Genomic DNA, 21,780 nt, shown 5'->3' with positions numbered 1-21,780 from the left:
ATACCACGAGCTTTTTCTTCTGGTGCGTTATCGATCTGATCGAATGCACGAGCAGAACCACCGTAGGTTTTAGCCAGAACGGTAGTGATTGCAGCAGTCAGGGTAGTTTTACCATGGTCAACGTGGCCGATAGTACCAACGTTGACGTGCGGTTTTGTACGTTCAAATTTTTCTTTAGACACGGCTATATTCCTTACTATAGTGCCCCCTCACCGAGGGGACACGGGATTTTGGTTTTTAAACCTGAGGCTTATTTGCCACGGGCTTCGATTACGGCCTGAGCAACGTTGTTCGGCGCATCATCATACTTCAGGAATTCCATGGAGTAAGATGCACGACCTTTAGTCAGAGAACGCAGCTGAGTTGCGTACCCGAACATTTCTGACAACGGAACTTCAGCATGAATCTGAACGCCAGTAGCGTTAGATTCCTGACCTTTCAGCTGACCACGACGACGGCTAAGGTCACCGATAACGTCACCGGTGTTCTCTTCCGGAGTCTCTACTTCAACCTTCATGATAGGCTCAAGCAGAACTGGTTTCGCTTTCTTAAAGCCATCTTTGAAGGCGATAGAAGCGGCCAGTTTAAACGCCAGTTCAGAGGAGTCAACGTCATGGTAAGAACCGAAGTGCAGACGCACGCCGAGATCTACTACTGGGTAACCTGCCAGAGGGCCAGACTTCAGCTGCTCCTGGATACCTTTATCAACGGCAGGGATGTATTCGCCAGGAATTACACCACCTTTGATGTCGTTGATGAACTCGTAACCTTTCGGATTTGAGCCCGGCTCCAGTGGGTACATGTCGATAACAACATGACCGTACTGACCACGACCACCAGACTGCTTAGCGTGTTTACCTTCAACATCGGTAACTTTCGCACGAATCGCTTCGCGGTAAGCAACCTGAGGTTTACCCACGTTAGCTTCAACGTTGAATTCACGCTTCATACGGTCAACGATGATGTCGAGGTGCAGTTCACCCATACCAGCGATGATGGTCTGGTTAGATTCTTCATCAGTCCATACGCGGAATGATGGGTCTTCTTTAGCCAGACGGCCCAGAGCCAGACCCATTTTTTCCTGGTCAGCTTTGGTTTTTGGTTCAACGGCGATAGAGATTACTGGCTCAGGGAACTCCATACGCTCCAGAATGATCGGGTGATCTGGGTTACACAGGGTGTCACCAGTAGTCACGTCTTTCAGACCGATAGCCGCAGCGATGTCGCCTGCGCGAACTTCTTTGATCTCTTCACGTTTGTTCGCGTGCATCTGTACGATACGACCGAAACGTTCACGTGCAGCTTTCACGGAGTTCAGGATGGTGTCACCGGAGTTAACCACGCCAGAGTACACGCGGAAGAACGTCAGGTTACCCACGAACGGGTCGGTAGCGATTTTGAACGCCAGTGCAGCAAACGGCTCGTCATCACTTGCGTGACGTTCAGCCGGAGTGTCTTTACCGTCGTCCAGGATACCGTTGATCGCAGGAACATCTACTGGAGATGGCAGGTAATCAATTACCGCATCCAGCATTGCCTGAACACCTTTGTTCTTGAACGCAGAACCACAGGTTACCAGGATGATTTCGTTGTTCAGAACGCGCTGACGCAGAGCTTTCTTGATCTCTTCTTCAGTCAGTTCTTCACCACCCAGGTATTTCTCCATCAGCTCTTCTGAAGCTTCAGCAGCGGACTCGATCAGGTTCTGGTGCCATTCGTCGGCCAGGTCCTGCATGTCTGCTGGAATATCTTCATAAACGAAGGTGACGCCTGCATCTTCTTCGTTCCAGTTGATGGCTTTCATTTTCACCAGGTCAACAACACCGGTGAAACCTTCTTCAGCACCAATTGCCAGCTGAAGCGGAACCGGAGTCGCGCCCAGACGGGTTTTGATCTGACCAACAACTTTCAGGAAGTTAGCACCCATACGGTCCATTTTGTTAACGAACGCGATGCGTGGAACTTTGTATTTATTAGCCTGACGCCATACGGTTTCAGACTGTGGCTGAACACCACCAACTGCGCAGTAAACCATTACTGCACCATCAAGAACACGCATGGAACGTTCAACTTCGATGGTGAAGTCAACGTGCCCCGGGGTGTCGATGATGTTTACGCGATGCGGTTCATACTGCTTAGCCATACCTGACCAGAATGCAGTAGTCGCTGCGGAGGTGATGGTAATACCACGCTCCTGCTCCTGTTCCATCCAGTCCATGGTAGCTGCGCCGTCATGAACTTCACCGATTTTATGGTTTACACCGGTGTAGAACAGAATACGTTCGGTAGTAGTGGTTTTACCGGCGTCGATGTGCGCACTGATACCGATGTTACGGTAGCGTGCGATGGGTGTTGTACGAGCCATTTGATTCCTCGTTTGATTCTTTGGCGTTCAGTTAAGTAACCCAGAGCGGGCGGCTTCTCTGAAGCGCCCGCCTGGTGACTATGACTCCGAAGGGATTACCAACGGTAGTGTGCGAACGCCTTGTTGGCTTCTGCCATACGGTGAACGTCTTCACGTTTCTTAACTGCAGTACCTTTGTTGTCTGCAGCATCAGAAAGTTCGTTCGCCAGACGCAGAGCCATGGATTTATCACCGCGTTTACGAGCAGCTTCAACGATCCAACGCATTGCCAGAGCATTACGACGAACCGGACGAACTTCAACTGGAACCTGATAAGTAGAACCACCAACGCGGCGGGACTTAACTTCTACGGTTGGGCGAACGTTGTCGAGAGCGACTTCGAAAGCTTCCAGTTCATTTTTACCAGAACGCTGAGCCAGGGTCTCCAGCGCGCTGTATACGATTGCTTCTGCAGTAGATTTTTTACCATCTACCATCAGGATATTTACAAATTTTGCCAGCAGTTCTGATCCGAACTTAGGATCTGGAAGGATTTTACGCTGACCAATGACGCGACGACGTGGCATGGGAATACTCCGTTGTTAATTCAGGATTGTCCAAAACTCAAAGAGTTTAGTTTGACATTAAGATAAATCAGTTTGGCCTTACTTAACGGAGAACCATTAAGCCTTAGGACGCTTCACGCCATACTTGGAGCGAGCTTGCTTACGGTCTTTAACGCCGGAGCAGTCGAGCGCACCACGAACGGTGTGATAACGAACACCCGGAAGGTCTTTTACACGACCGCCACGGATCAGGATCACGGAGTGTTCCTGCAGGTTGTGACCTTCACCACCGATGTAGGAAGTCACTTCAAAACCGTTGGTCAAACGCACACGGCATACTTTACGCAGTGCGGAGTTTGGTTTCTTAGGAGTGGTGGTATATACACGAGTACATACGCCACGTTTCTGCGGGCAGGCTTCCAGCGCAGGCACGTTGCTTTTTGCAACTTTGCGAGCGCGTGGTTTGCGTACCAGCTGGTTAACTGTTGCCATTAAATAGCTCCTGGTTTTAGCTTTTGCTTCGTAAACACGTAATAAATCGCCTCATACAATATGAGGACGCGAAATTTTAGGGCCACGCCGAAAAGGTGTCAAGAAATATACAGCGATCTCACCTCACCAACTCATTTGAGTTGTGTGTTTCACCGAGAGATTGACGAAATCAGTATAGCTAACCACGTCGATTTTGGCTGAAATTTGAGCAGCAAGGCCGCGTGCATCAATGTCTTCCTTTAGCGCAGAGACAGTAATGGGGGCATTATTGAGCATTTCAACAAAGCGGCTGCCTTCAATTGCGGCCAGCACGCCGTCCTGAATCAGCAGCAGGTCGTCGCCGTCGGCCAGCATTCTCAGCAACCCGTCGATATCGCACTGCCACGGAGAGTGGCTCAAGGTATGGAGCATGACGGCCTCAGAAAGTCAGAACAGTATGATATTGAGAGAGTTGTTCGCGTAACACCTCGGGCGCGACGACGGTCACATCCAGCACCATAGCGATGTTTTCATCCAGCCCGCGCTCTTTTAGCGATGCCGCACAGACCCAGAAAGTCTCGATGTCGTACAGGGGCAGAACTTTGAAGGTCGCAATATAGTCACGCGCCAAAATCTGCTGAGGCTGTTGCCCGGCCAAAAGCTGGAGCACGCCATCACCGATAAAGAAGACACCGATATCTTCCGTCAGAGCCGAGGTTGCTAAAAGCGCATCAAGCCCTTCCCTGCCGGCTGCACTGCCGTGTGGGGCAGAAGTAAATACAAAGGCAACGCGGTTCATCAGAATTGTACCATCCGATCGCAGGTCAGCGCCGCTTGAGCCAGAGCGCCTAAGCCACTGAGGGAAAAGCCTGGCTGGAGATTCGCCCCGACAAGGCCAAGACGCTCGGCTTCTGCTTCATCCGTCACACCGCGACGCAACGCCGCCGCGACACAAATGTGCAGCTCGACGCCCTTTAACTCATTAAGTTTCTGCCAGCCGCGCACCAGATCAAACTCATCCGACGCAGGCGAGGTCAACTGGTTAGCGTTGTAGACCCCTTCCCGGTAGAAAAAGACACTGCTCAGCTGATGCCCGGCAGCCAACAACGCCTCGGAAAATTGGAAAGCGCTACTGGCCTGCTGAGTACCGTAAGCCGGGCCTGTCACCATGATGGCAAAACGCATTACTTCTCTTGTCCCAGGAAATCACCGCTTTTGAACTGGCGGATGTAGAGATAAACCGTGTGCTTGGAAATGTTCAGGCGATCTGCCACCTGGTTAATCGCATCTTTAATATCGAAAATGCCTTTTTCATAGAGGTTCAGCACGATCTGGCGGTTCTTAGCGTTGTTCGATACGTTGCGATCGGCATTGACCTCTTCGATGGTGAACTCCAGCGTCTGGGTGACGAGGTCTTCAACGGAAGACGCAAAGTTCACCGACGAATTCACTTCCGGCGTTTCAGGCGGAATAAAGGTGCTCATGATTTGAGAGAACGGCACATCAAGGTTCATGTTGATACACAGCAGTCCGATTACGCGGTGCTCGCGGTTACGGATGGCGATCGTTTCTGATTTCATCAGAACGCCGCTTTTGGCACGAGTGAAATAACATTTGGAGACGCTGCTGTCCGCGCCGGTCATGTCGTGCAGCATACGCAGTGCAAGGTCGGTAATTGGCGATCCAATTTTGCGGCCAGTGTGCTCACCATTAGCAATGCGGATGGCGGAACATTTCAGATCTTGCAGGGAGTGCAATACGATTTCGCAGTGGGAGCCAATGAGCATCGCTAACCCGTCCACCACCGCTTCGTAGGATTTGAGAATATCGAAGTCGGTCTGGTCGAAAGGACGTTGATCCAGCAAATCGAGTTCACTGGTTTCGTTGGTTAAAAGCGACCTGGACATGAAAAAAACACTCCTTTTCAGGAGCCTGTCATTAGGTTGTCAGGGCAGGCTCATATTTACACGGACAACTAAATTAATACAGCGTAGGTAACGCTTTCCAGTGTTAATTATATCTGCCCCTAATAAAAGAACCGCCGCCTTAAAGGCGGCGGTTTTCAGCGTTTTACTTCTTCGCTGCGTCTGCAGCTTTATCATCTGCTGCAGCATCTGGTTTGGCATCTGCCTTCGGTGCTGGTTTGATATCCAGCAGCTCAACATTGAAGACCAGAGTGGAGTTAGCCGGAATACCCGGAACGCCCGTTTTGCCGTAAGCCAGATCCGGTGGGATTACCAGCTGAATTTTGCCGCCTTTCTTGATGTTTTTCAGGCCTTCGGTCCAGCCTGGGATAACACCGTCAAGACGGAAGGAGAGCGGCTCACCACGGGTATAAGAGTTATCGAACTCTTTACCGTCGATCAGGGTACCTTTGTAGTTCACAACTACGGTATCGCTGTCTTTAGGCGCATCGCCAGTACCGGCTTTCTCTACTTTGTACAGCAGACCGGTAGAAGAGGTTTTCACACCCTTCTCTTTAGCAAAAGTATCGCGGTAGGCTTTGCCTTTCGCTTCGTTGTCTTTTGCGTCTTGTTCCATCTTGCCCTGAGCAGCACCTTTCACGCGAGCTTCAAAAGCCTGCAGGGTCTGTTCGATTTCCTGGTCAGACAGTTTGCTCTTGTTTGCAAACGCATCCTGAACCCCGGCGATCAGCTGGTCTTTATCCAGTTTGATGCCCAGTTTCTCTTGCTCTTTGAGAGAGTTTTCCATGTAACGGCCCAGAGATGCGCCCAGCGCATAGGCTGATTTCTGGTCGTCATTTTTGAACGCAGCTTTACTGTCTGCGCTTGCAGCAGGCTTCGCAGCGGTATCAGCAGCGAAAGAGAGCGGCGCATTCAGTGCGACGGCCATTGTGGTCGCCAGCAGCGTTACTTTAAACAGTGATTTCATCCATTTCTCCAGGACCGGGGCCTCTCACCCCAGCGTTAAACGTATATGAGAAGCGTACTATAGAACGTTGAAGAAGAAATCTACAGACAGACTCTCCCTAAACTCGCTTCTTTTCAGACTATTTTTGTTTAAATAAGTTTCTTGCATTAAGGCAGGATGCTTTACAGAGGAGTAAACTCGGGTAAAATTCGCCGCCGCCAACGCCCCTGGCGTGCGAAATCACAGAGAGGTCAATCATGCAAAATACGACATTGGAAGCGCGGCTGGCCGAGCTGGAAAGCCGCCTGGCTTTTCAGGAAGTGACCATCGATGAGCTGAACCAGACGGTGACGGCTCACGAACTGGAAATGGCCAAACTGCGCGATCTTCTGCGCCTGCTTACGGAAAAAGTGAAAGCGACACAGTCGTCACACATCGCCTCACAGGCAGAAGAGACGCCCCCACCTCACTATTGAGGCATAAAAAAAGCGGGAATATTTCCCGCTTTTTTGTGCCTGCGACACTGCTAAATTACCCGGTCATACGCGTTGCAGAAAGGTGACTGGTTAGAACATTCCCGAGAGCATAGAATACTCTACCACCGGGACTGGTAAACGCAGTCAACGTCTCTGCGGCTCGAAAGACGCCGGTGATTTAGTGGCAGCCGCAACCGCCGTTACCACCACAACCGCCTTTGCCGTGCTCATGACCGTGGTCATGCTCGTGGCCGTGACCACCGCAGCAACCGTCATGGTCGTGATCGTGGTCGTGACCATTTGCACCGTGAACGTGGCCATGAGCCAGCTCTTCAGCAGTCGCTTCACGAATCGCGATAACTTCAACGTTGAATTTCAGGTTCTGGCCAGCCAGCATGTGGTTACCGTCGACCACAACGTGCTCGTCTTCAACTTCTGTGATTTCAACAGGTACTGGCCCCTGGTCAGTTTCAGCCAGGAAACGCATGCCAACCTGCAGCTCGTCAACGCCCATGAACACGTCTTTAGGAACGCGCTGAACCAGATTATCGTCGTACTGACCGTAAGCGTCATTCGCGCCTACAGCAACATCAAATTTGTCGCCAACAACATGACCTTCCAGCGCGTTTTCCAGGCCGGAAATCAGGGAACCGTGACCATGCAGGTAGTCCAGCGGCGCACTCACCGGAGACTCATCAACCAACACACCGTCTTCTGTACGTACCTGATAGGCCAGGCTGACCACCAGGTCTTTTGCTACTTTCATGATATCTCCTGAGCGTGGGAAAATTGCTGGCGCAGATTGTAGCGGAAATCTGCACCCGTGTACCCTTTAGCTTAAAAAATCTGAGGGCATATCGCTAGTCCGGATGAAAAATGCCGATCACTTGCTCTTCTTTGCGAACATGCTCGCGAACCTCTTTGTCCGCCTCGCGCATCTGGTGCCCGCACTTAACACACTCAACAATATCGATATTATTCTCGCGCCACATGGCCAGGGTATCTTGCGCCTGGCAGGACGGGCATTTTGCGCCTGCAATAAAACGTTTACGAACTGCCATACTTTTTCCCCTATTCAAATTCATCCCAGCCATCCAGCTGACGCCGTTCCTTCTGCATCTCACGCTGGAAGATCTCTTCCAGCTCACGGCGAGCTTCCCGCACGCGGGAGATTTGCGCCGTATCGCTATGGACGGGCATTAACTCGCGCAGCATACGCATATCAAGGCGGCGGAAATGCAGCTGGGCGCGCAGCGCCTGGTGCGGATGCATCCCCAACGAAACCAGCGTCTTACGGCCTAGCTCAAGGGCGCTGGAAAACGTCTCACGCGAGAAGTTTTTCACCCCCGCCTGCAACAGCTCATGGGCTTCCACGCGCCCTCTGGCGCGCGCCAGAATATGCAGGTGCGGGAAATGCTGCTGACACAGCTCCACCAGCTTCATCGTATCTTCCGGTTCATTACAGGTGATGACGATAGACTCTGCGGCCTCGGCACCTGCTGAACGCAGCAGCTCAAGCTGCGTCGCATCGCCGTAATAGACTTTATAACCGTATTTGCGCATCAGATTTACTGCGCTGATATCACGCTCCAGCACCGTAATACGCATCTCATTGGCCATCAGCAAGCGGCCAATCACCTGCCCAAAACGGCCAAACCCCACCACAATTACCTGTGGTTTATCGTCTTCCACCCACGGTGTTTCCGCTTCGTCTTCAGGCGGATTAAAGCGGCGCGACAGGGATTTATCAATCAGCTTCATCAGCAGCGGCGTGGTCATCATCGACAGAGTGACCGTCACCAGCAGCAGCGCCATCTGATCATCCTGAAATAAACGCTGAGACGATGCTGTGGAGAAGAGCACAAATGCGAACTCTCCCCCCTGACTCAGCACGCCCGCGAACTGCATGCGCTCAGAACTTCGGAGTCCGTAAATCCGCGCCAGGGCGTAAAGCACGCCGGTTTTCACTGCTACCAGCACCGCGACGCTGATCACCACCCACAGCAGATGGGTGTAGAGCACGCCAAGGTTGAGCGCCATGCCTACAGAGATAAAGAACAGCCCTAACAGCAGCCCCTTAAAGGGATCGATGGCAATCTCCAGCTCGTGACGATATTCACTCTCGGCAAGCAGAACGCCCGCAATAAACGTCCCCAGCGCCATCGACAGCCCCAGCGCATCCATAAACAGCGCGGAACCCAGCACCAGCAGCAGCGTCGCCGCGGTAAACACTTCCCGCACGCCAGACGCCGCAATAAAGCGAAACACCGGACGCAGCAGGTAACGCCCGCCAATCAGCATGCCTGCAAACGCCAGCACCTTCATGCCAACTTTCATCCAGTCGAAATGATCGTCGCCAGATCCGGCGAGCAGCGGCACCAGCGCTAACGCAGGGATCACCGCTAAATCCTGAAACAGCAAAACGGAAAAACCGAGCTGTCCCGACTCGTTGCGATTCATCCCCTTATCGCGCATCAGCTGCAGCGCCATCGCCGTCGAAGACATCGCCAGACCAATCCCGCCGATCACCGCCGCCTGCCACTTGAACTCGGTCAACATCAGCAATCCAGCGAGGATCACCGCGCTGAACAGCACCTGTGCGGCGCCAACGCCAAAAATCGAGCGCCGCAGGTGCCAGAGCTTCGCCGGATTCAGCTCCAGCCCAATGATAAACATCAGGAAGACCACACCCAGCTCAGAGAAGTGGAGGATTTCATCCACGTCGCTAATAAACCCAAGCCCCCACGGACCAATCGCGATACCTGCCAGCAGATAGCCCAGCACCGCGCCGATACCCAGCCGGGAGGCCAGCGGCACGGCCACAACCGCCGCGAAGAGGAACAACACACCAGCCAGTAACAGATCGGAACCTTCCATCAGCGGCCTCCTGTCAGAATCGGTGAGGCCAGCCAGTCGCCATAGGCTTTGGCATGATTCGCCAGCTCTTTTGAGGGCTGGCGGCGGGCCCAATAGACCACAATCGGGCTCATCCACTGCATACGGCACATGGCCGCCGTCAACTCAAAAGGGCGCAGAATATCGCTCATGGGATAGCGGTTTAGCCCGTCGTGACGGTAGGCGCTCTCGGGTTCACCGGTCGTGATGACACTCCGCCAGTACTTTCCCGCCAGCTGGTTTCCCCCTGGTCCACTGGAAAAGCCGCGGGTCAACACCCGGTCCAGCCACTCTTTCAGCAACGCCGGACAGCTGTAGGTATAAAGCGGATGCTGGAACACAATCACGTCATGCTGACGCAATAGTTCCTGTTCGTGTGGGATATCAATAAAAAAATCAGGATAGTGCGCGTACAGGTCGTGCACCGTCACATTGCTGAGTTGTCGAGCCGGTTTGAGCAAAACCCGGTTAGCGACCGAGTCCTGTGATTCCGGATGGGCATACAGCAGCAGCACTTTTGCTGTCTGGGACATCATTCCCCTCCCGGGTCGTCATCATTGCCATTTTGGGCTAACATGGCACTCCCGCGTCAGGCGCGGTACAACATTTAACTCCATTATAATGACAACTTAACATAGTCGGAACACACGGCGCTCTATGATTGTTTTCTCCTCGTTACAAATTCGTCGCGGCGTACGCGTCCTGCTGGACAACGCTACAGCCACCATTAACCCTGGGCAAAAAGTCGGTCTGGTGGGCAAAAACGGCTGCGGCAAATCCACTTTGCTGTCGCTTCTGAAAAACGAGATGAGCGCCGATGCAGGGAGCTTCACCTATCCGGGAAACTGGCAGTTGGCCTGGGTTAACCAGGAAACCCCTGCCCTGAGCGTTCCGGCGCTCGACTATGTCATTGACGGCGACCGCGAATACCGCAAGCTGGAAGCCGAGCTGAACGCCGCCAACGAGCGCAACGACGGCCACGCCATCGCCACCGTTCACGGCAAGCTCGACGCCATCGACGCCTGGACCATCCGCTCGCGCGCCTCCAGCCTGCTGCACGGTCTGGGCTTCAGCAACGAGCAGTTAGAGCGCCCGGTGAGCGATTTCTCCGGCGGCTGGCGTATGCGCCTGAACCTCGCGCAAGCGCTGGTCTGCCGCTCGGATCTGCTGCTCCTCGATGAACCGACCAACCACCTCGATCTCGACGCGGTGATCTGGCTGGAAAAATGGCTTAAAAGCTATCAGGGCACGCTGATCCTGATCTCCCACGACCGCGACTTCCTCGACCCGGTCGTCGATAAAATCATTCATATCGAACAGGAATCGATGTTCGAATATACGGGCAACTACAGCTCGTTCGAGCGCCAGCGCGCCACACGCCTGTCACAGCAGCAGGCGATGTACGAAAGCCAGCAGCAGCGCGTTGCCCATCTGCAAAGCTTTGTTGATCGCTTTAAGGCTAAAGCCTCCAAAGCCAAACAGGCTCAGAGCCGCATCAAGATGCTCGAGCGTATGGAGATGATTGCCCCTGCTCACGTGGATAACCCGTTCCACTTTAGCTTCCGCGCCCCGGAAAGCCTGCCGAACCCGTTGCTGAAAATGGAGAAGGTCAGCGCCGGCTACGGCGAGCGCATTATTCTCGACTCCATCAAGCTCAACCTGGTGCCCGGTTCGCGCATCGGTCTGCTCGGGCGTAATGGCGCAGGTAAGTCCACACTGATTAAACTGCTGGCGGGCGAATTGAACCCGGTCAGCGGCGATATCGGGCTGGCGAAGGGCATCAAACTGGGCTACTTCGCCCAGCACCAGCTGGAATTTTTACGCGCAGACGAATCGCCGATTCAGCATATGGCGCGTCTGGCACCTCAGGAAATGGAGCAGAAGCTGCGCGACTACCTCGGCGGTTTCGGCTTCCAGGGCGATAAAGTCAGCGAGAACACCGAGCGCTTCTCCGGCGGGGAAAAAGCCCGTCTGGTGCTGGCGCTGATCGTCTGGCAGCGTCCGAACCTGCTGCTGCTCGATGAACCGACTAACCACCTGGATCTCGATATGCGTCAGGCGTTGACCGAAGCGCTGATCGAATTCGAAGGCGCCCTTGTCGTGGTTTCGCACGACAGGCACCTGATCCGCTCCACCACCGATGACCTCTATCTGGTGCACGATGGCAAAGTCGAACCGTTCGACGGCGATCTGGAAGATTATCAGCAGTGGCTAACGGACGTGCAGAAGCAGGAAAACCAGCCTGCCGACGACGCGAAAGATAACGCCAACAGCGCTCAGGCGCGTAAAGACCAGAAACGTCGCGAGGCAGAACTGCGCACGCAAACCCAGCCGCTGCGTAAAGAGATCGCGCGTCTGGAAAAAGAGATGGAAAAACTGCACGCGCAGCTGGCCACGGTGGAAGAGAAGCTCGGCGACAGCGGCCTGTACGATCAGGCGCGCAAAGCCGAGCTGACCGAGTGCCTGCAAGTACAGGCCAAAACCAAATCTGGCCTGGAAGAGTGCGAAATGGCGTGGCTCGACGCGCAGGAACAGCTGGAAGAGATGCTGCAAACCGATTAAGGGATCAGGAAGGTTATGACTATCGACATCACGAGCGACATCACATTTCGCAAACTGAGTATTTTCATGACCTTCATGGAAAAGGGCAATATCGCCCGCACCGCCGAGGCTCTGGGCCTGAGCGGTGTCAGCGTGCACCGCGCCCTGCATACCCTGGAAGAGAACGTTCGCTGCCCGCTGTTCACCCACAAAGGACGCAATCTGATTGCGTTGCCTTCCGCCTGGACACTGCTGGAGTACTGCCAGGAAGTGATGCAGGTGATGGAACGCGGGCTGGAAGAGTCGCGCAAAATCGCCGGGATAGGACAGGGGCGCCTGCGCGTCGGTACGCTTTACTCCCTGACGATGGAAACCGTCCCACGGCTGATTATGGGGATGAAGCTGCGCCGTCCGGACCTGGAGATGGACCTGACGATGGGCTCTAACGACACCCTGCTCCATCTGCTCGATGAAGGCGCGCTGGACGCAATCCTGATCTCCATCTCCGAAAGCGATATCGACCGAAATACCCTCGAAGTGCTGCCCCTGTTCCACGACGACATTTTCCTCGCCGCGCCCGCGTCGGCCAAACTCAACAGTAACGGCCTGGCCGATCTGCGCGATTACAAAGATCAGAAGTTCGTCTCGCTGGCGGAAGGGTTTGCCACCTACGCCGGTTTTCAGGACGCGTTCCAGATTGCCGGTTTTGAGCCGGAAATCGTCACCCGTGTGAATGATATCTTCTCGATGTTAAGTCTGGTGCAGGCGGGTGTGGGCTTTACGCTGATGCCCGGCAGGATGAAAAAGGTTTACGAGAACTCCGTGCAGCTGCTGAAGCTGGCGCAGCCGTACCAGATGCAACAGCTGATCGCGATTGTCTTTGCCCGCAACCGCGAACAAGACCCGAGCCTGCGGGCACTGGCTGCAGAGGGGCGAATGTACGCCCGCAGTTTGCAGGACGGTAGCTGATGCTTTGCCGGATGTAACTCCGCGTTACCCGACGCAGGATTTCCCAGGAATTAAAACCCGGCGCCAACAGGCAAAACTACCCGCGAAGACGTTTTGCCAGATGCACCGCCACATCCACGCCGCTACGCTCGAGCGAAACCGCTTCACCTTCCCACGCCGCCTGTCGCGTCAGGCACGTCAGCACACCGCCGGGAGGCATCTCTATCGCCAGTCGCGCCTCACGCTCGTTGGCGGAAATCACCGCTTCCTGCCAGCGCACCGTACGCGCCATGTTCATGGCTAAATCGTCGGCAATTTTCTCCGGCGCCCATAATACGCGTCCGGTACTGCCGCTGAGCCAGGCACAGCGCGGGCGAGAAAGGGTCACATGGCTGAACGCCTCCGCCAGTTTCTGCGCCGGTGCCGCCAGCAGTTCACAATGCGAAGGCACACTCACCGCCAGCCGATGGGCTTTATTTGCGCCCTTCTCCAGCGCGCGTTTTGCCACTTCGGCCATTCCCTCATCGGTGCCGGCAATCACAATCTGCGTTTCCGCGTTAAGGTTAGCGATGTACGTGCCAGTGCCCGCGAGGAGCGCCTCCACCTGTGGCAGCGTCAGCCCCATGATGGCCGTCAAACCGTAGCCGTGGGGATACGCCTGCTCCATCAAATCACCGCGCAAGGCCACCAGCCGAAGCGCGTCGGTAAACGTCAGTGCACCGGCGATCACGGCAGCAGGATAAGCACCAATCGACAGGCCGCTGACAATATCTGGCGTCACGCCACGTCGTTCCAGTTCTCGCGCCCAGGAAACGCCAGCGATCAGAAGGGACAGTTGCACCGCGCGGGTGTGTTTCAGCGCGTCGGGGGAATCCAGCCGATCCGCTTCTTCACCCAAAACCTCGCGCGCTACCGCTTTCTCTGTACCCGGCAGGTCCTGCAGCATGCCTGCACGCTGCGTCCCCTGTCCCGGGAAGGTAAACAAAATTTTCATGACTCCTCCCTGCCCCACGGGTCGGCTACCAGGCGGGGCCCACGATGCGTTTTTAGCAGCGCTCTGCCCTCGCGCAGCCACTCGTTCAGCGCGAACCCGCCCGCAGGGGTTTCCACCTGCGTATCCACGCGGCACAACGCACTACCGAGCTGCGCCGCCCAGCGCTGGAACGCTTCCTGAGGCAGCGGCACGGGCGCCCGGATCAGCAGATCCAGATCGCTCTCGGCATGGATCACCGGAACGCCGGTTGCCAGCGCGTAGCCGGTACTGCCGGTTATCCCCCACGTCCAGGACCACGCCTGCTGCGCAACCTGAAACGCCACCTGCACGGGCGGCTGGGTGATAAACGGCGAGCGCAGCAAATCGGTCGCGACGCTTAAATTTTCCGGAGATACCACGCGGGTCACGCGCTCTGGGTTAACCCAACCGGCGGCGCGTTGCTCGCGTTTCAAACCGCGCACGCCGACGGGGATCCGTCCGGTACCATCAACATCACGCCGCACCACCACAGGCAGACCGGTATGCCACACGCCATCCACCCAGGTTTCGGTGATACCTTCCAGCGCGTCGCGCGCGTTAAGCCAGATAAGATCGTGTGGGCGTAATGTTGGGATCATAATTACATTCCTGAAGTCAGCGAGATAAACAGCGGCAGAGACAGGATACACAGGACCGAGCTTAACAGCAGCACCGCTTCTGCATCAGGAGACTGCACGCCAAAACGGTTGCCGAAGACCACGCCAAAGAAACCTGCGGAGAGCGCAATCATCAGAATTGCCGTGATCGCCACAGATCCATGCAGACCGAAAATCAGCACCAGACCCCAGGCAATGGCAGGCTGAATCAGCAGTTTGGCGATAGTGGAGGTGATCACCATGGTGTTGATTTGCAGTTTACGCGCAGAGAGGATCACCCCGGTCAGGAACAGCGCTGCCGCCGTAGCCGCCAGACCCAGCGGTTTAATCGCCGCCAGAACCAGTTCCGGCATTTTGATACCAATAGCCGACAGAATCACCCCGAGCAGCGGGCCCATCACGATCGGTTTTTTGATAGAGCGCCACATTAGCACCGGCAGCATCGCCAGAGTTGAACCGCTGTTGCCGCCTTCGGCACGCGCTTTTTCGCGTTCCAGAATCAGCAGGCAGAACGGTGTCATCAGGACAGAACCACAGGCGATGGAAACCGCCACGGAGAGCGAGGTGGACGAACCTTCCCCGAGCACGCTGCCGAGAATGGGCAGACCGAGCGCCGCATAGTTAGGCAGGGCCACCGTCAGGGTCAGTACGGCCGCATCCTGCGGGGATTTTTTAAAGACCTTGGTGGCCAGGAAATAGATCGCCGCGTAGGTGATCCACATTGCCAGCGTCAGCACCAGAATCAGCGGCGACTGGGCGAGGATCCCCGTCCACGAGGTTTGTACTGTGGCACTAAACAGCGCCGCAGGCAGCGCAAAATCCATCACAAAGATATTCAGCAGGGAGACATTTTTGTTGTCGACCATTTTGGCCTTACCGGCCCAGAATCCCAGCAGCATGATGACAAAAATCGGAGCAAGAGCATGAACAATTACGTAAGTCATAAATCACCTGTAATTTAAAAAAAGAGATAGCACTGGCGCGATGATTATTATTTTCAGGATGCAGGTTCCCGCGCAGGCGCAGCGAGTGCGCCCACGTGGCCCTGCATCTGGCAGGACTTTTTTTTAATTACCAGCTTGCTCGCATACGTTCGCGTACCAGAGCAGAGCTGCGGCGGTTGTCAGCACCCAGGCGGCTTTTCAGCGTGGTGTCCTGACGTGCGTCGTTGATGGCCTGTTGCAGAGTGGTTTTCACCTGCGCCAGATCGCTGTCGGAAGGGGCATCCGGATTGCTGATGTCCAGCAGATCGGCGAGCAGCCCGAGCGTGGCGTAGTTACTGATGTCATACGCCATTGGCGGGATGGTGGCCGCCAGTTTTTCCAGCGCGTCGACGGTGCGCAGGGTGATACGTGCGGCAGACTCTTTGCCCATCGCATGAATCAACACGCCCTTGTCGTTAAAGGCAATCAGGCGGTTTGCCTGGTAGCCGTGTGCCAGGAAAGCACCCGACATCGCTTTGCCGACGATGAGGCCGATGACCGGATGACCGGCCAGACGCGCATTGGCATACGCCGCAGCTGCACCGGCCAGCGCCTGATGGATACCGAACGCCTCTTCGCGACGGCCATACGCCTGGCTGGGCACGTCGATCACCGCCACGATAGGGCGTTTAACGGCTTTATCGGCATCAGCGGCAATGGTTTCGCTCACCACTTTAGCCAGCGTCCAGCCCTCCAGCAGCCCCACTTCACCCTGCGCGGCGCGCGGGAAATGGTTGTTCGCATCCGGGACCACGGCAACGAAACGTACGGTCTCACCGTTCAGTTCACCGTCAGCGGCCTGCACGGACGGGCATAGCCCTGACAGACGGTGGGCATGTGGGGCGAGCGTTTGCAGCCAGAGTTCGCCGCGGCTGATTGTAGTAGTCATCATTTCACCTCCCGGGCAAAAAGCGCATGGATCTGTTCGGTATCCGCCTGTTTGCGGGTGTCGAAATGGCTCAGACGATTCAAATAATCATCATAGTTATCGGTGCGATGCGCAGCCGGAACCCCTTTGGCAATGGCCTCGTTCATCGCCTGTTTCACCGCGTTGACGCCGTCGCCCACCAGGGCATCGACCAGACCACTTTCATAGCGGATTTCGCCGCCGGTCATGCTCCAGATAAACGGACGGTCGCGGGAGTCGTACTCATCAATCCCGGCTTCCTGCTCGATAACCTGCGGGCCGTTAAGACCGAGACGTGCTTCGCGGGTGACAATCAGATAGCTGCACAGGGCCGCCGCAATCGACATCCCACCGAAGCAACCGACGGTCCCTGCGACAATCCCGATGACCGGCGTATAGCGACGTAAATCGACAATCGCCGCGTGAATATCAGCAATCGCCGCCAGGCCGAGATTCGCTTCCTGCAGACGAACGCCGCCGGTTTCGAGGCAAAGCACCGCCTGGGTCGGGATACCGTTGCGGTTATCTTCTGCCGCCAGTTCCAGTGCGGCGGCCATTTTGGCCCCTGAGACTTCGCCCATACTGCCGCCCTGGAACGCACCTTCTATCGCCACGACCACTGCGGGCTGACCGTTAATGGTCCCTTTCGCGACCACCATCCCGTCGTCGGCCTGCGGCACGATACCCTGTGCGCCGAGCCACGGAGAGGTAATGCCTTCAAACGGGTCCAGCAGTTCACGGTAGCTGCCATCGTCCAGCAGCGCGTGCGCACGCTGGCGCGCTTTTAATTCGATAAAACTCAGATCGTCACGCATGGCTCACCTCTTCAAAGACCTGTTCAATACGAATGCGCGCCACGCCAGGGGTGGCACCAAAGTCATGAATGGTGAGGCGACCGGCAGGCAGGCTGCTCACGGTGTGCAGACGGTTGAATAGCGCCTCCCAGCGACCACGGCTGTTGTCGACGGAAGTGGTGATATCGATGGTTAAGGTCTGGCTCTGATCGGCGGTGAATAACACCTCCATATCACCAGAACCAACAACCCCTGCCAGCGCCCTGCCGCTTACTTCGCGGCTGGCTGGCACGGTCAATGTGATTTTTTCCATAACATCCTCTTAATGCTTTGAATAAGGCGTCTCGACGCGGTCGAGGAACAGCGTGGCGGCAAGCAGATCGGCGGCACCACCCGGAGAGGCGTTGAGCGCCAGCATCCGGCGGTCAAGTTCCGCCAAAGCGCGCTGGCCTTCAGGCTGCGCGGTTCCACCCGCATTCAGCACGGCGCGAGCGCCGTCCTGCATCGTCTCCAGTCCTTCCATCCCGGCGCGGGAGAGCACGCAGGTGTCGGTCAGCGAGGTCATGATGGCCATCAGCGCATCAAGCCTGGCGTGCGATTCGCTGCTGCCGTTCAGGCGGCTGAGACGAAGCTGCGGCAGTGCCCGCTGTAAAACGTGTGGGAACGCCTGCTGCGCCTCTTCGCGAGCGCCCGGCACCCGGTAGCGGTGCGTGGCGCGAAGCCCTTTGCTGAACACTTTCGGGGCGGCGTCATCGGGCAGCGTGGCCAGTTCGGCTGCAGTCCGTGCGATAGTCTGCGGACGCGCGTCGCCGCCCAGCATCGCTACCGCGCTTACCAGCAGTCCGAGCGCCCAGATTGCGCCACGGTGGGTGTTCACTCCCTGGGTGGCCGCCATCATGTTCTGCTCGCCCTCACGGCCGAGCCTGCCGATGGTTTGTCTGAGCGCAATGTCGGCCGGACGTTGCCAGCTTTGCTGTGCCAGTGCCTGAAACGTGGGGGTCAGGCTGTGCGCGGACCGCTCCATTAACGCGAGCGAGAGATCCAGGTGCGCGCCATTCCCCCGACTGTCCACCAGACCGGGTTTCGGGCTTAATCGTGCTTCGTCAATCAGACACTGCGTGGCGGTTCGCGCCAGCCATTCGGCACCGCCTTCAACCTGAATCTGTGGCAGAAGTTTCATTACCAGCTCCGGAATTTCGCAGGTGGGTTGTAAAGACCGCCAGACCATTCCACCAGGTCAGAGACACTCCCGGCTGCCAGTAGAGATCGGGTCGCATCGGTACGACGAATACCCATATCTTCCGGATAGACCACTTTGCCACTCTGGCGCAGCGCAGCGACGCGTTTGGCGTCCACGCCCAGGCCGATGTCGGTGATCCCGGCCACTGCCGCAACCATTGCGCGGCGCTCTTCGAGATTTTCAGCGCGATAGAGATACGCAATCCCCTCTTCGGTGAGCACGTGCGTCACGTCATCGCCGTAAATCATGACTGGCGCCAGCGGCATCCCGGAGGTTTTCGCCACTTCAACGGCATCGAGTTTTTCCACGAAGGTCGGTTTAACGCCCGCCTGGAAAGTTTCCACCATCTGCACCACCAGCTTTTTACCGCGCTGCATCGGGTCTGGTTCGGTGATCATGTTGAGCCATGCTGGCGTGGCATGACGACGACCGTGGGGATCGTGGCCCATGTTTGGCGCACCGCCGAAGCCCGACAGGCGACCGCGGGTCACAGTCGAGGAGTTGGCATAGCCGTCAACCTGGAGGGTCGAACCGATAAACATATCCACCGCGTACTGGCCTGCCAGCTGGCAGAATGCACGGTTGGAACGCATCGAGCCGTCGGCACCAGTAAAGAACACGTCAGGACGGGCACGGATGTACTCTTCCATCCCCAGCTCACCGCCGAAGCAGTGGACGCTCTCGACCCAGCCGCTTTCAATCGCCGGAATCAGCGTTGGGTGCGGGTTCAGGGTCCAGTGCTTACAGATTTTGCCCTTCAGACCGAGCTGTTCGCCGTAGGTCGGCAGCAGCAGCTCAATCGCTGCGGTGTTAAAGCCAATACCGTGGTTCAGAGACTGCACCTGGTGTTCCGCGTAGATGCCCTTAATCGCCATCATCGCCATCAGGATGTGTTCTTGTTTGATGAGACGCGGGTCGCGGGTAAACAGCGGTTCGATGAAGAACGGCTTGTCGGCAACGACCACGTAATCAATCCACGAGCCAGGAATATCGACGCGCGGCAGATCGCACTCGTCGTCCACCAGCTCGTTCACCTGAGCGATGACGATCCCGTCGTGGAACGCGGCGGCTTCCACCAGTGCAGGCGTGTCTTCGGTGCTTGCGCCGGTATAAAGGTTGCCTTTGCGGTCCGCTTTAAAACCGGCAATCAGCGCCACGTTTGGCGAAAGATCGACGTACAGGCGGGAGTAGAGTTCGATGTAAGTATGAATGGCACCGATTTCGAGCTGGCCGTCCTCCAGCAGCTGCGAAATACGCAGGCTTTGGGTTCCGGAGAAGGAGAAATCGAGTTTGCGGGCGATGCCCTTTTCGAAGATATCGAGATGCTCACTGCGACCGACGCTTGGCATGATCATATGCAGGTCATGCACGATTTGCGGATTGACCTCGGCCAGTGAACGGGACAGAAAATCAGCCTGCTTTTGGTTGTTGCCTTCCAGTACGACTTTATCGCCCGGAGCAATCAGTTTTTCCAGCATGGCGACAAGATCGTCGGTTGGCAGAACCTTGCCTTGCACCGGGACAGAAGCCAGGCGGCGCGCTTTTTCAGTGCGACGCGTGTTCCAGACCCGGGCGGGTGTTTGCCCAGATAACATTATTAACCTCCTGATTCAGCACATCATTCTGATTTGCTTAACGCTGAACAAAGTGTGCGCTCTGGTGAGAAAGGCATCAATTAAGCGTAGTGTGGAATCATTAGCCTGAGAGTAATAATCGAGGTAAAGATTTGTGATCGAGATCAGTTCGCATCACGCGAAAAAATGCCAGAGGTGGCAGAAATGGCTGAATCGGAGGTAAACGCTCTTCGTTTTTATAAACAGGGTACAATTCGGAAGGTATAGTAAATGACTGACAAGAATTAACATTGCATCGTTATGACTCAAATTATTCCATCAGATTTCGACATCGCAAGCGATGAGAGCGCAGCATTCATCCCCATGCGGGGTGTGGCGAACCCACATCTGCAGACCATGCTGCCGCGTATTTTGCGCCGAAAACTGCAGTTTACGCCGCACTGGCAGCGCCTCGACCTGCCGGACGGAGATTTCGTGGATTTAGCCTGGAGCGAAGATCCCGAACAAGCCAGGCACAAACCGCGTCTGGTAGTGTTTCATGGCCTGGAAGGGAGCCTGCACAGCCCCTATGCCCACGGGCTGATCCACGCGGCAAAATCACGCGGCTGGCTCGGCGTCGTGATGCACTTTCGCGGTTGTAGCGGCGAGCCGAATCGCCGTGAGCGAATTTATCACTCTGGCGAAACCGAAGACGGCACCTGGTTTTTACACTGGTTAAGCACTACCTTCGGCACCGTGCCGACGGCCGCCGTAGGCTACTCCCTGGGCGGTAATATGCTCGCCTGCCTGCTGGCAAAAGAGAGCAATAACGTTCCGCTGGATGCGGCGGTGATTGTCTCCGCGCCGTTCATGCTTGAGCAGTGCAGCTACCATATGGAAAAGGGTTTTTCGCGGGTCTATCAGCGCTATCTGCTCAACCTGCTGAAAGCTAACGCCGCGCGTAAGCTAAAGGCCTATCCGGACACCCTGCCCATCAGCCTGCAACAGCTGAAGCGGATGCGCCGTCTTCGCGAGTTTGATGATCTGATCACATCGAAGATCCACGGCTTTGCCGACGCGATCGACTACTATCGTCAGTGTAGCGCGATGCCATTGCTGAACCAGATCACCAAGCCGACGCTGATCATCCATGCGAAGGATGATCCCTTTATGGATCATCACTCCATTCCGGCCCCGGAACATCTGCCTGCGAACGTGCAGTATCAGCTGACCGAACACGGCGGCCACGTCGGCTTTATCACCGGGACGTTGCTTCGCCCGAAAATGTGGCTGGAATCGCGCATCCCTGACTGGTTAACCCCATTTCTGGAGAGAATAAAATGATGATTCCCTGGCAGGATCTGGCTCCCGAAACGCTGGATAGCCTGATTGAAAGCTTTGTATTACGCGAAGGCACCGATTATGGTGAACATGAGCGTTCGCTTGAACAAAAGGTCGCCGATGTAAAACGGCAGCTACAGAGTGGCGAGGTGTTGCTGGTGTGGTCTGAACTGCACGAAACCGTCAACATCATGCCGCGCAATCAGTTTCGCGGTTGATTG

At 55.8% G+C, this 21,780-nt stretch carries 26 protein-coding genes; 5 read left to right on the top strand and 21 right to left on the bottom strand.

Translation table 11 applies throughout. The features are described 5' to 3' along the window. The 9 genes from ABIE11_RS18085 to fkpA all read right to left on the bottom strand — a co-directional run. Positions 1-182, bottom strand: a 182-nt coding sequence (locus ABIE11_RS18085) for a GTP-binding protein (RefSeq protein ID WP_010287081.1), incomplete at its 3' end; no start/stop codon positions are given. Between the two features lie 68 nt (positions 183-250). Beyond that, positions 251-2,365 (bottom strand): elongation factor G, encoded by a 2,115-nt coding sequence (fusA, locus tag ABIE11_RS18080; protein ID WP_100778646.1) that lies wholly within the window; start codon positions 2,363-2,365, stop codon positions 251-253. 95 nt (positions 2,366-2,460) lie between these two features. Then, positions 2,461-2,931: a 30S ribosomal protein S7 gene (gene rpsG / locus ABIE11_RS18075; RefSeq protein WP_004106370.1), complete on the bottom strand. Its 471-nt coding sequence runs from the start codon at positions 2,929-2,931 to the stop codon at positions 2,461-2,463. A gap of 96 nt (positions 2,932-3,027) precedes the next feature. Further along, complete coding sequence (gene rpsL / locus ABIE11_RS18070; protein WP_000246815.1) at positions 3,028-3,402, bottom strand: 30S ribosomal protein S12; 375 nt, start codon at positions 3,400-3,402, stop codon at positions 3,028-3,030. Between the two features lie 123 nt (positions 3,403-3,525). Then, entirely contained in the window at positions 3,526-3,813 is a 288-nt protein-coding gene (gene tusB, locus ABIE11_RS18065; RefSeq protein ID WP_102105357.1) for a sulfurtransferase complex subunit TusB, read from the bottom strand. A 7-nt stretch (positions 3,814-3,820) separates the two neighbouring features. Then, complete coding sequence (tusC, locus tag ABIE11_RS18060) at positions 3,821-4,180, bottom strand: sulfurtransferase complex subunit TusC (RefSeq protein WP_429185032.1); 360 nt, start codon at positions 4,178-4,180, stop codon at positions 3,821-3,823. Further along, complete coding sequence (gene tusD / locus ABIE11_RS18055; RefSeq protein WP_429185031.1) at positions 4,180-4,566, bottom strand: sulfurtransferase complex subunit TusD; 387 nt, start codon at positions 4,564-4,566, stop codon at positions 4,180-4,182. The genes tusC and tusD overlap by 1 nt, the downstream gene beginning before the upstream one ends. Then, positions 4,566-5,288, bottom strand: coding sequence for a helix-turn-helix transcriptional regulator (locus ABIE11_RS18050; RefSeq protein WP_100778642.1), 723 nt, complete (start codon positions 5,286-5,288; stop codon positions 4,566-4,568). Before ABIE11_RS18050 ends, tusD begins: the two co-directional genes overlap by 1 nt. A gap of 163 nt (positions 5,289-5,451) precedes the next feature. Further along, positions 5,452-6,273, bottom strand: coding sequence for an FKBP-type peptidyl-prolyl cis-trans isomerase (gene fkpA, locus ABIE11_RS18045; RefSeq protein WP_095283677.1), 822 nt, complete (start codon positions 6,271-6,273; stop codon positions 5,452-5,454). Between the two features lie 236 nt (positions 6,274-6,509). Here fkpA and ABIE11_RS18040 point away from each other — a divergent pair, with 236 nt between their 5' ends. Continuing rightward, positions 6,510-6,728, top strand: coding sequence for a protein SlyX (locus ABIE11_RS18040; protein WP_100778641.1), 219 nt, complete (start codon positions 6,510-6,512; stop codon positions 6,726-6,728). A gap of 178 nt (positions 6,729-6,906) precedes the next feature. On the opposite strand, the gene slyD is transcribed toward ABIE11_RS18040, so the two are convergent. The 4 genes from slyD to kefG all read right to left on the bottom strand — a co-directional run bounded on the left by slyD (position 6,907) and on the right by kefG (position 10,156). Beyond that, entirely contained in the window at positions 6,907-7,494 is a 588-nt protein-coding gene (gene slyD, locus ABIE11_RS18035) for a peptidylprolyl isomerase (protein ID WP_429185030.1), read from the bottom strand. 94 nt (positions 7,495-7,588) lie between these two features. Next, the gene (locus ABIE11_RS18030; protein ID WP_100778640.1) at positions 7,589-7,789 is read right to left on the bottom strand and encodes a YheV family putative zinc ribbon protein; all 201 of its coding nucleotides are present in this window, start codon (positions 7,787-7,789) and stop codon (positions 7,589-7,591) included. Between the two features lie 10 nt (positions 7,790-7,799). Further along, the gene (gene kefB, locus ABIE11_RS18025) at positions 7,800-9,605 is read right to left on the bottom strand and encodes a glutathione-regulated potassium-efflux system protein KefB (protein WP_107702728.1); all 1,806 of its coding nucleotides are present in this window, start codon (positions 9,603-9,605) and stop codon (positions 7,800-7,802) included. Beyond that, positions 9,605-10,156: a glutathione-regulated potassium-efflux system ancillary protein KefG gene (kefG, locus tag ABIE11_RS18020; protein ID WP_206732574.1), complete on the bottom strand. Its 552-nt coding sequence runs from the start codon at positions 10,154-10,156 to the stop codon at positions 9,605-9,607. Before kefG ends, kefB begins: the two co-directional genes overlap by 1 nt. A 124-nt stretch (positions 10,157-10,280) precedes the next feature. On the opposite strand from kefG, the gene ABIE11_RS18015 reads away from it, so the two are divergent. Both ABIE11_RS18015 and ABIE11_RS18010 read left to right on the top strand, forming a co-directional pair. Then, positions 10,281-12,185 carry an ABC transporter ATP-binding protein gene (locus ABIE11_RS18015; protein ID WP_100778637.1) on the top strand — a complete coding sequence of 635 codons (1,905 nt, stop codon included), beginning with the start codon at positions 10,281-10,283 and terminating at the stop codon, positions 12,183-12,185. Positions 12,186-12,200: 15 nt separating this feature from the next. Then, positions 12,201-13,133 (top strand): LysR family transcriptional regulator, encoded by a 933-nt coding sequence (locus ABIE11_RS18010; RefSeq protein WP_100778636.1) that lies wholly within the window; start codon positions 12,201-12,203, stop codon positions 13,131-13,133. A 76-nt stretch (positions 13,134-13,209) separates the two neighbouring features. On the opposite strand, the gene mdcH is transcribed toward ABIE11_RS18010, so the two are convergent. The 8 genes from mdcH to mdcA all read right to left on the bottom strand — a co-directional run bounded on the left by mdcH (position 13,210) and on the right by mdcA (position 20,260). After that, positions 13,210-14,106, bottom strand: coding sequence for a malonate decarboxylase subunit epsilon (gene mdcH / locus ABIE11_RS18005; protein ID WP_429185029.1), 897 nt, complete (start codon positions 14,104-14,106; stop codon positions 13,210-13,212). After that, positions 14,103-14,723 (bottom strand): malonate decarboxylase holo-ACP synthase, encoded by a 621-nt coding sequence (locus tag ABIE11_RS18000; RefSeq protein ID WP_429185028.1) that lies wholly within the window; start codon positions 14,721-14,723, stop codon positions 14,103-14,105. The genes mdcH and ABIE11_RS18000 overlap by 4 nt, the downstream gene beginning before the upstream one ends. A 2-nt stretch (positions 14,724-14,725) precedes the next feature. Further along, positions 14,726-15,685: an AEC family transporter gene (locus ABIE11_RS17995; protein WP_429185027.1), complete on the bottom strand. Its 960-nt coding sequence runs from the start codon at positions 15,683-15,685 to the stop codon at positions 14,726-14,728. Positions 15,686-15,812: 127 nt separating this feature from the next. Continuing rightward, on the bottom strand, positions 15,813-16,613 hold the full coding sequence (mdcE, locus tag ABIE11_RS17990) for a biotin-independent malonate decarboxylase subunit gamma (protein ID WP_429185047.1): 801 nt from the start codon (positions 16,611-16,613) through the stop codon (positions 15,813-15,815). Next, complete coding sequence (locus ABIE11_RS17985; RefSeq protein WP_129034801.1) at positions 16,613-17,446, bottom strand: biotin-independent malonate decarboxylase subunit beta; 834 nt, start codon at positions 17,444-17,446, stop codon at positions 16,613-16,615. The genes mdcE and ABIE11_RS17985 overlap by 1 nt, the downstream gene beginning before the upstream one ends. After that, on the bottom strand, positions 17,439-17,738 hold the full coding sequence (gene mdcC / locus ABIE11_RS17980; protein ID WP_100778631.1) for a malonate decarboxylase acyl carrier protein: 300 nt from the start codon (positions 17,736-17,738) through the stop codon (positions 17,439-17,441). Before mdcC ends, ABIE11_RS17985 begins: the two co-directional genes overlap by 8 nt. 9 nt (positions 17,739-17,747) lie before the next feature. After that, positions 17,748-18,605 carry a triphosphoribosyl-dephospho-CoA synthase gene (locus ABIE11_RS17975; protein ID WP_100778630.1) on the bottom strand — a complete coding sequence of 286 codons (858 nt, stop codon included), beginning with the start codon at positions 18,603-18,605 and terminating at the stop codon, positions 17,748-17,750. Then, on the bottom strand, positions 18,605-20,260 hold the full coding sequence (mdcA, locus tag ABIE11_RS17970) for a malonate decarboxylase subunit alpha (protein ID WP_100778629.1): 1,656 nt from the start codon (positions 20,258-20,260) through the stop codon (positions 18,605-18,607). The genes ABIE11_RS17975 and mdcA overlap by 1 nt, the downstream gene beginning before the upstream one ends. Positions 20,261-20,539: 279 nt before the next feature. On the opposite strand from mdcA, the gene ABIE11_RS17965 reads away from it, so the two are divergent. After that, positions 20,540-21,562: a hydrolase gene (locus ABIE11_RS17965; protein ID WP_429185025.1), complete on the top strand. Its 1,023-nt coding sequence runs from the start codon at positions 20,540-20,542 to the stop codon at positions 21,560-21,562. After that, on the top strand, positions 21,559-21,777 hold the full coding sequence (locus ABIE11_RS17960; RefSeq protein WP_095283693.1) for a YheU family protein: 219 nt from the start codon (positions 21,559-21,561) through the stop codon (positions 21,775-21,777). Before ABIE11_RS17965 ends, ABIE11_RS17960 begins: the two co-directional genes overlap by 4 nt. Positions 21,778-21,780 lie beyond the last annotated feature (3 nt).

It is taken from the genome of Lelliottia sp. 489, assembly GCF_050435885.1.
Taxonomy (GTDB): domain Bacteria; phylum Pseudomonadota; class Gammaproteobacteria; order Enterobacterales; family Enterobacteriaceae; genus Enterobacter; species Enterobacter nimipressuralis.
The sequence above is the reverse complement of the archived record's forward strand: the minus strand, read 5'-3'. Positions and strand labels throughout refer to the sequence as shown.

Excerpts from the sequence above, each read along its gene's own strand:
- ABIE11_RS17995 (WP_429185027.1), bottom strand. The coding sequence starts at position 15,685 with ATGACTTACGTAATTGTTCATGCTCTTGCTCCGATTTTTGTCATCATG.
- mdcH (WP_429185029.1), bottom strand. The coding sequence starts at position 14,106 with ATGAAAATTTTGTTTACCTTCCCGGGACAGGGGACGCAGCGTGCAGGC.
- kefG (WP_206732574.1), bottom strand. The coding sequence starts at position 10,156 with ATGTCCCAGACAGCAAAAGTGCTGCTGCTGTATGCCCATCCGGAATCA.
- tusD (WP_429185031.1), bottom strand. The coding sequence starts at position 4,566 with ATGCGTTTTGCCATCATGGTGACAGGCCCGGCTTACGGTACTCAGCAG.
- mdcA (WP_100778629.1), bottom strand. The coding sequence starts at position 20,260 with ATGTTATCTGGGCAAACACCCGCCCGGGTCTGGAACACGCGTCGCACT.
- fkpA (WP_095283677.1), bottom strand. The coding sequence starts at position 6,273 with ATGAAATCACTGTTTAAAGTAACGCTGCTGGCGACCACAATGGCCGTC.
- rpsG (WP_004106370.1), bottom strand. The coding sequence starts at position 2,931 with ATGCCACGTCGTCGCGTCATTGGTCAGCGTAAAATCCTTCCAGATCCT.
- ABIE11_RS17985 (WP_129034801.1), bottom strand. The coding sequence starts at position 17,446 with ATGCGTGACGATCTGAGTTTTATCGAATTAAAAGCGCGCCAGCGTGCG.
- ABIE11_RS18015 (WP_100778637.1), top strand. The coding sequence starts at position 10,281 with ATGATTGTTTTCTCCTCGTTACAAATTCGTCGCGGCGTACGCGTCCTG.
- ABIE11_RS17960 (WP_095283693.1), top strand. The coding sequence starts at position 21,559 with ATGATGATTCCCTGGCAGGATCTGGCTCCCGAAACGCTGGATAGCCTG.
- rpsL (WP_000246815.1), bottom strand. The coding sequence starts at position 3,402 with ATGGCAACAGTTAACCAGCTGGTACGCAAACCACGCGCTCGCAAAGTT.
- tusB (WP_102105357.1), bottom strand. The coding sequence starts at position 3,813 with ATGCTCCATACCTTGAGCCACTCTCCGTGGCAGTGCGATATCGACGGG.
- ABIE11_RS18040 (WP_100778641.1), top strand. The coding sequence starts at position 6,510 with ATGCAAAATACGACATTGGAAGCGCGGCTGGCCGAGCTGGAAAGCCGC.
- tusC (WP_429185032.1), bottom strand. The coding sequence starts at position 4,180 with ATGAACCGCGTTGCCTTTGTATTTACTTCTGCCCCACACGGCAGTGCA.
- ABIE11_RS17965 (WP_429185025.1), top strand. The coding sequence starts at position 20,540 with ATGACTCAAATTATTCCATCAGATTTCGACATCGCAAGCGATGAGAGC.
- kefB (WP_107702728.1), bottom strand. The coding sequence starts at position 9,605 with ATGGAAGGTTCCGATCTGTTACTGGCTGGTGTGTTGTTCCTCTTCGCG.
- ABIE11_RS18000 (WP_429185028.1), bottom strand. The coding sequence starts at position 14,723 with ATGATCCCAACATTACGCCCACACGATCTTATCTGGCTTAACGCGCGC.
- ABIE11_RS18030 (WP_100778640.1), bottom strand. The coding sequence starts at position 7,789 with ATGGCAGTTCGTAAACGTTTTATTGCAGGCGCAAAATGCCCGTCCTGC.
- fusA (WP_100778646.1), bottom strand. The coding sequence starts at position 2,365 with ATGGCTCGTACAACACCCATCGCACGCTACCGTAACATCGGTATCAGT.
- ABIE11_RS18050 (WP_100778642.1), bottom strand. The coding sequence starts at position 5,288 with ATGTCCAGGTCGCTTTTAACCAACGAAACCAGTGAACTCGATTTGCTG.
- ABIE11_RS18010 (WP_100778636.1), top strand. The coding sequence starts at position 12,201 with ATGACTATCGACATCACGAGCGACATCACATTTCGCAAACTGAGTATT.
- mdcC (WP_100778631.1), bottom strand. The coding sequence starts at position 17,738 with ATGGAAAAAATCACATTGACCGTGCCAGCCAGCCGCGAAGTAAGCGGC.
- mdcE (WP_429185047.1), bottom strand. The coding sequence starts at position 16,613 with ATGACTACTACAATCAGCCGCGGCGAACTCTGGCTGCAAACGCTCGCC.
- ABIE11_RS17975 (WP_100778630.1), bottom strand. The coding sequence starts at position 18,605 with ATGAAACTTCTGCCACAGATTCAGGTTGAAGGCGGTGCCGAATGGCTG.
- slyD (WP_429185030.1), bottom strand. The coding sequence starts at position 7,494 with ATGAAAGTAGCAAAAGACCTGGTGGTCAGCCTGGCCTATCAGGTACGT.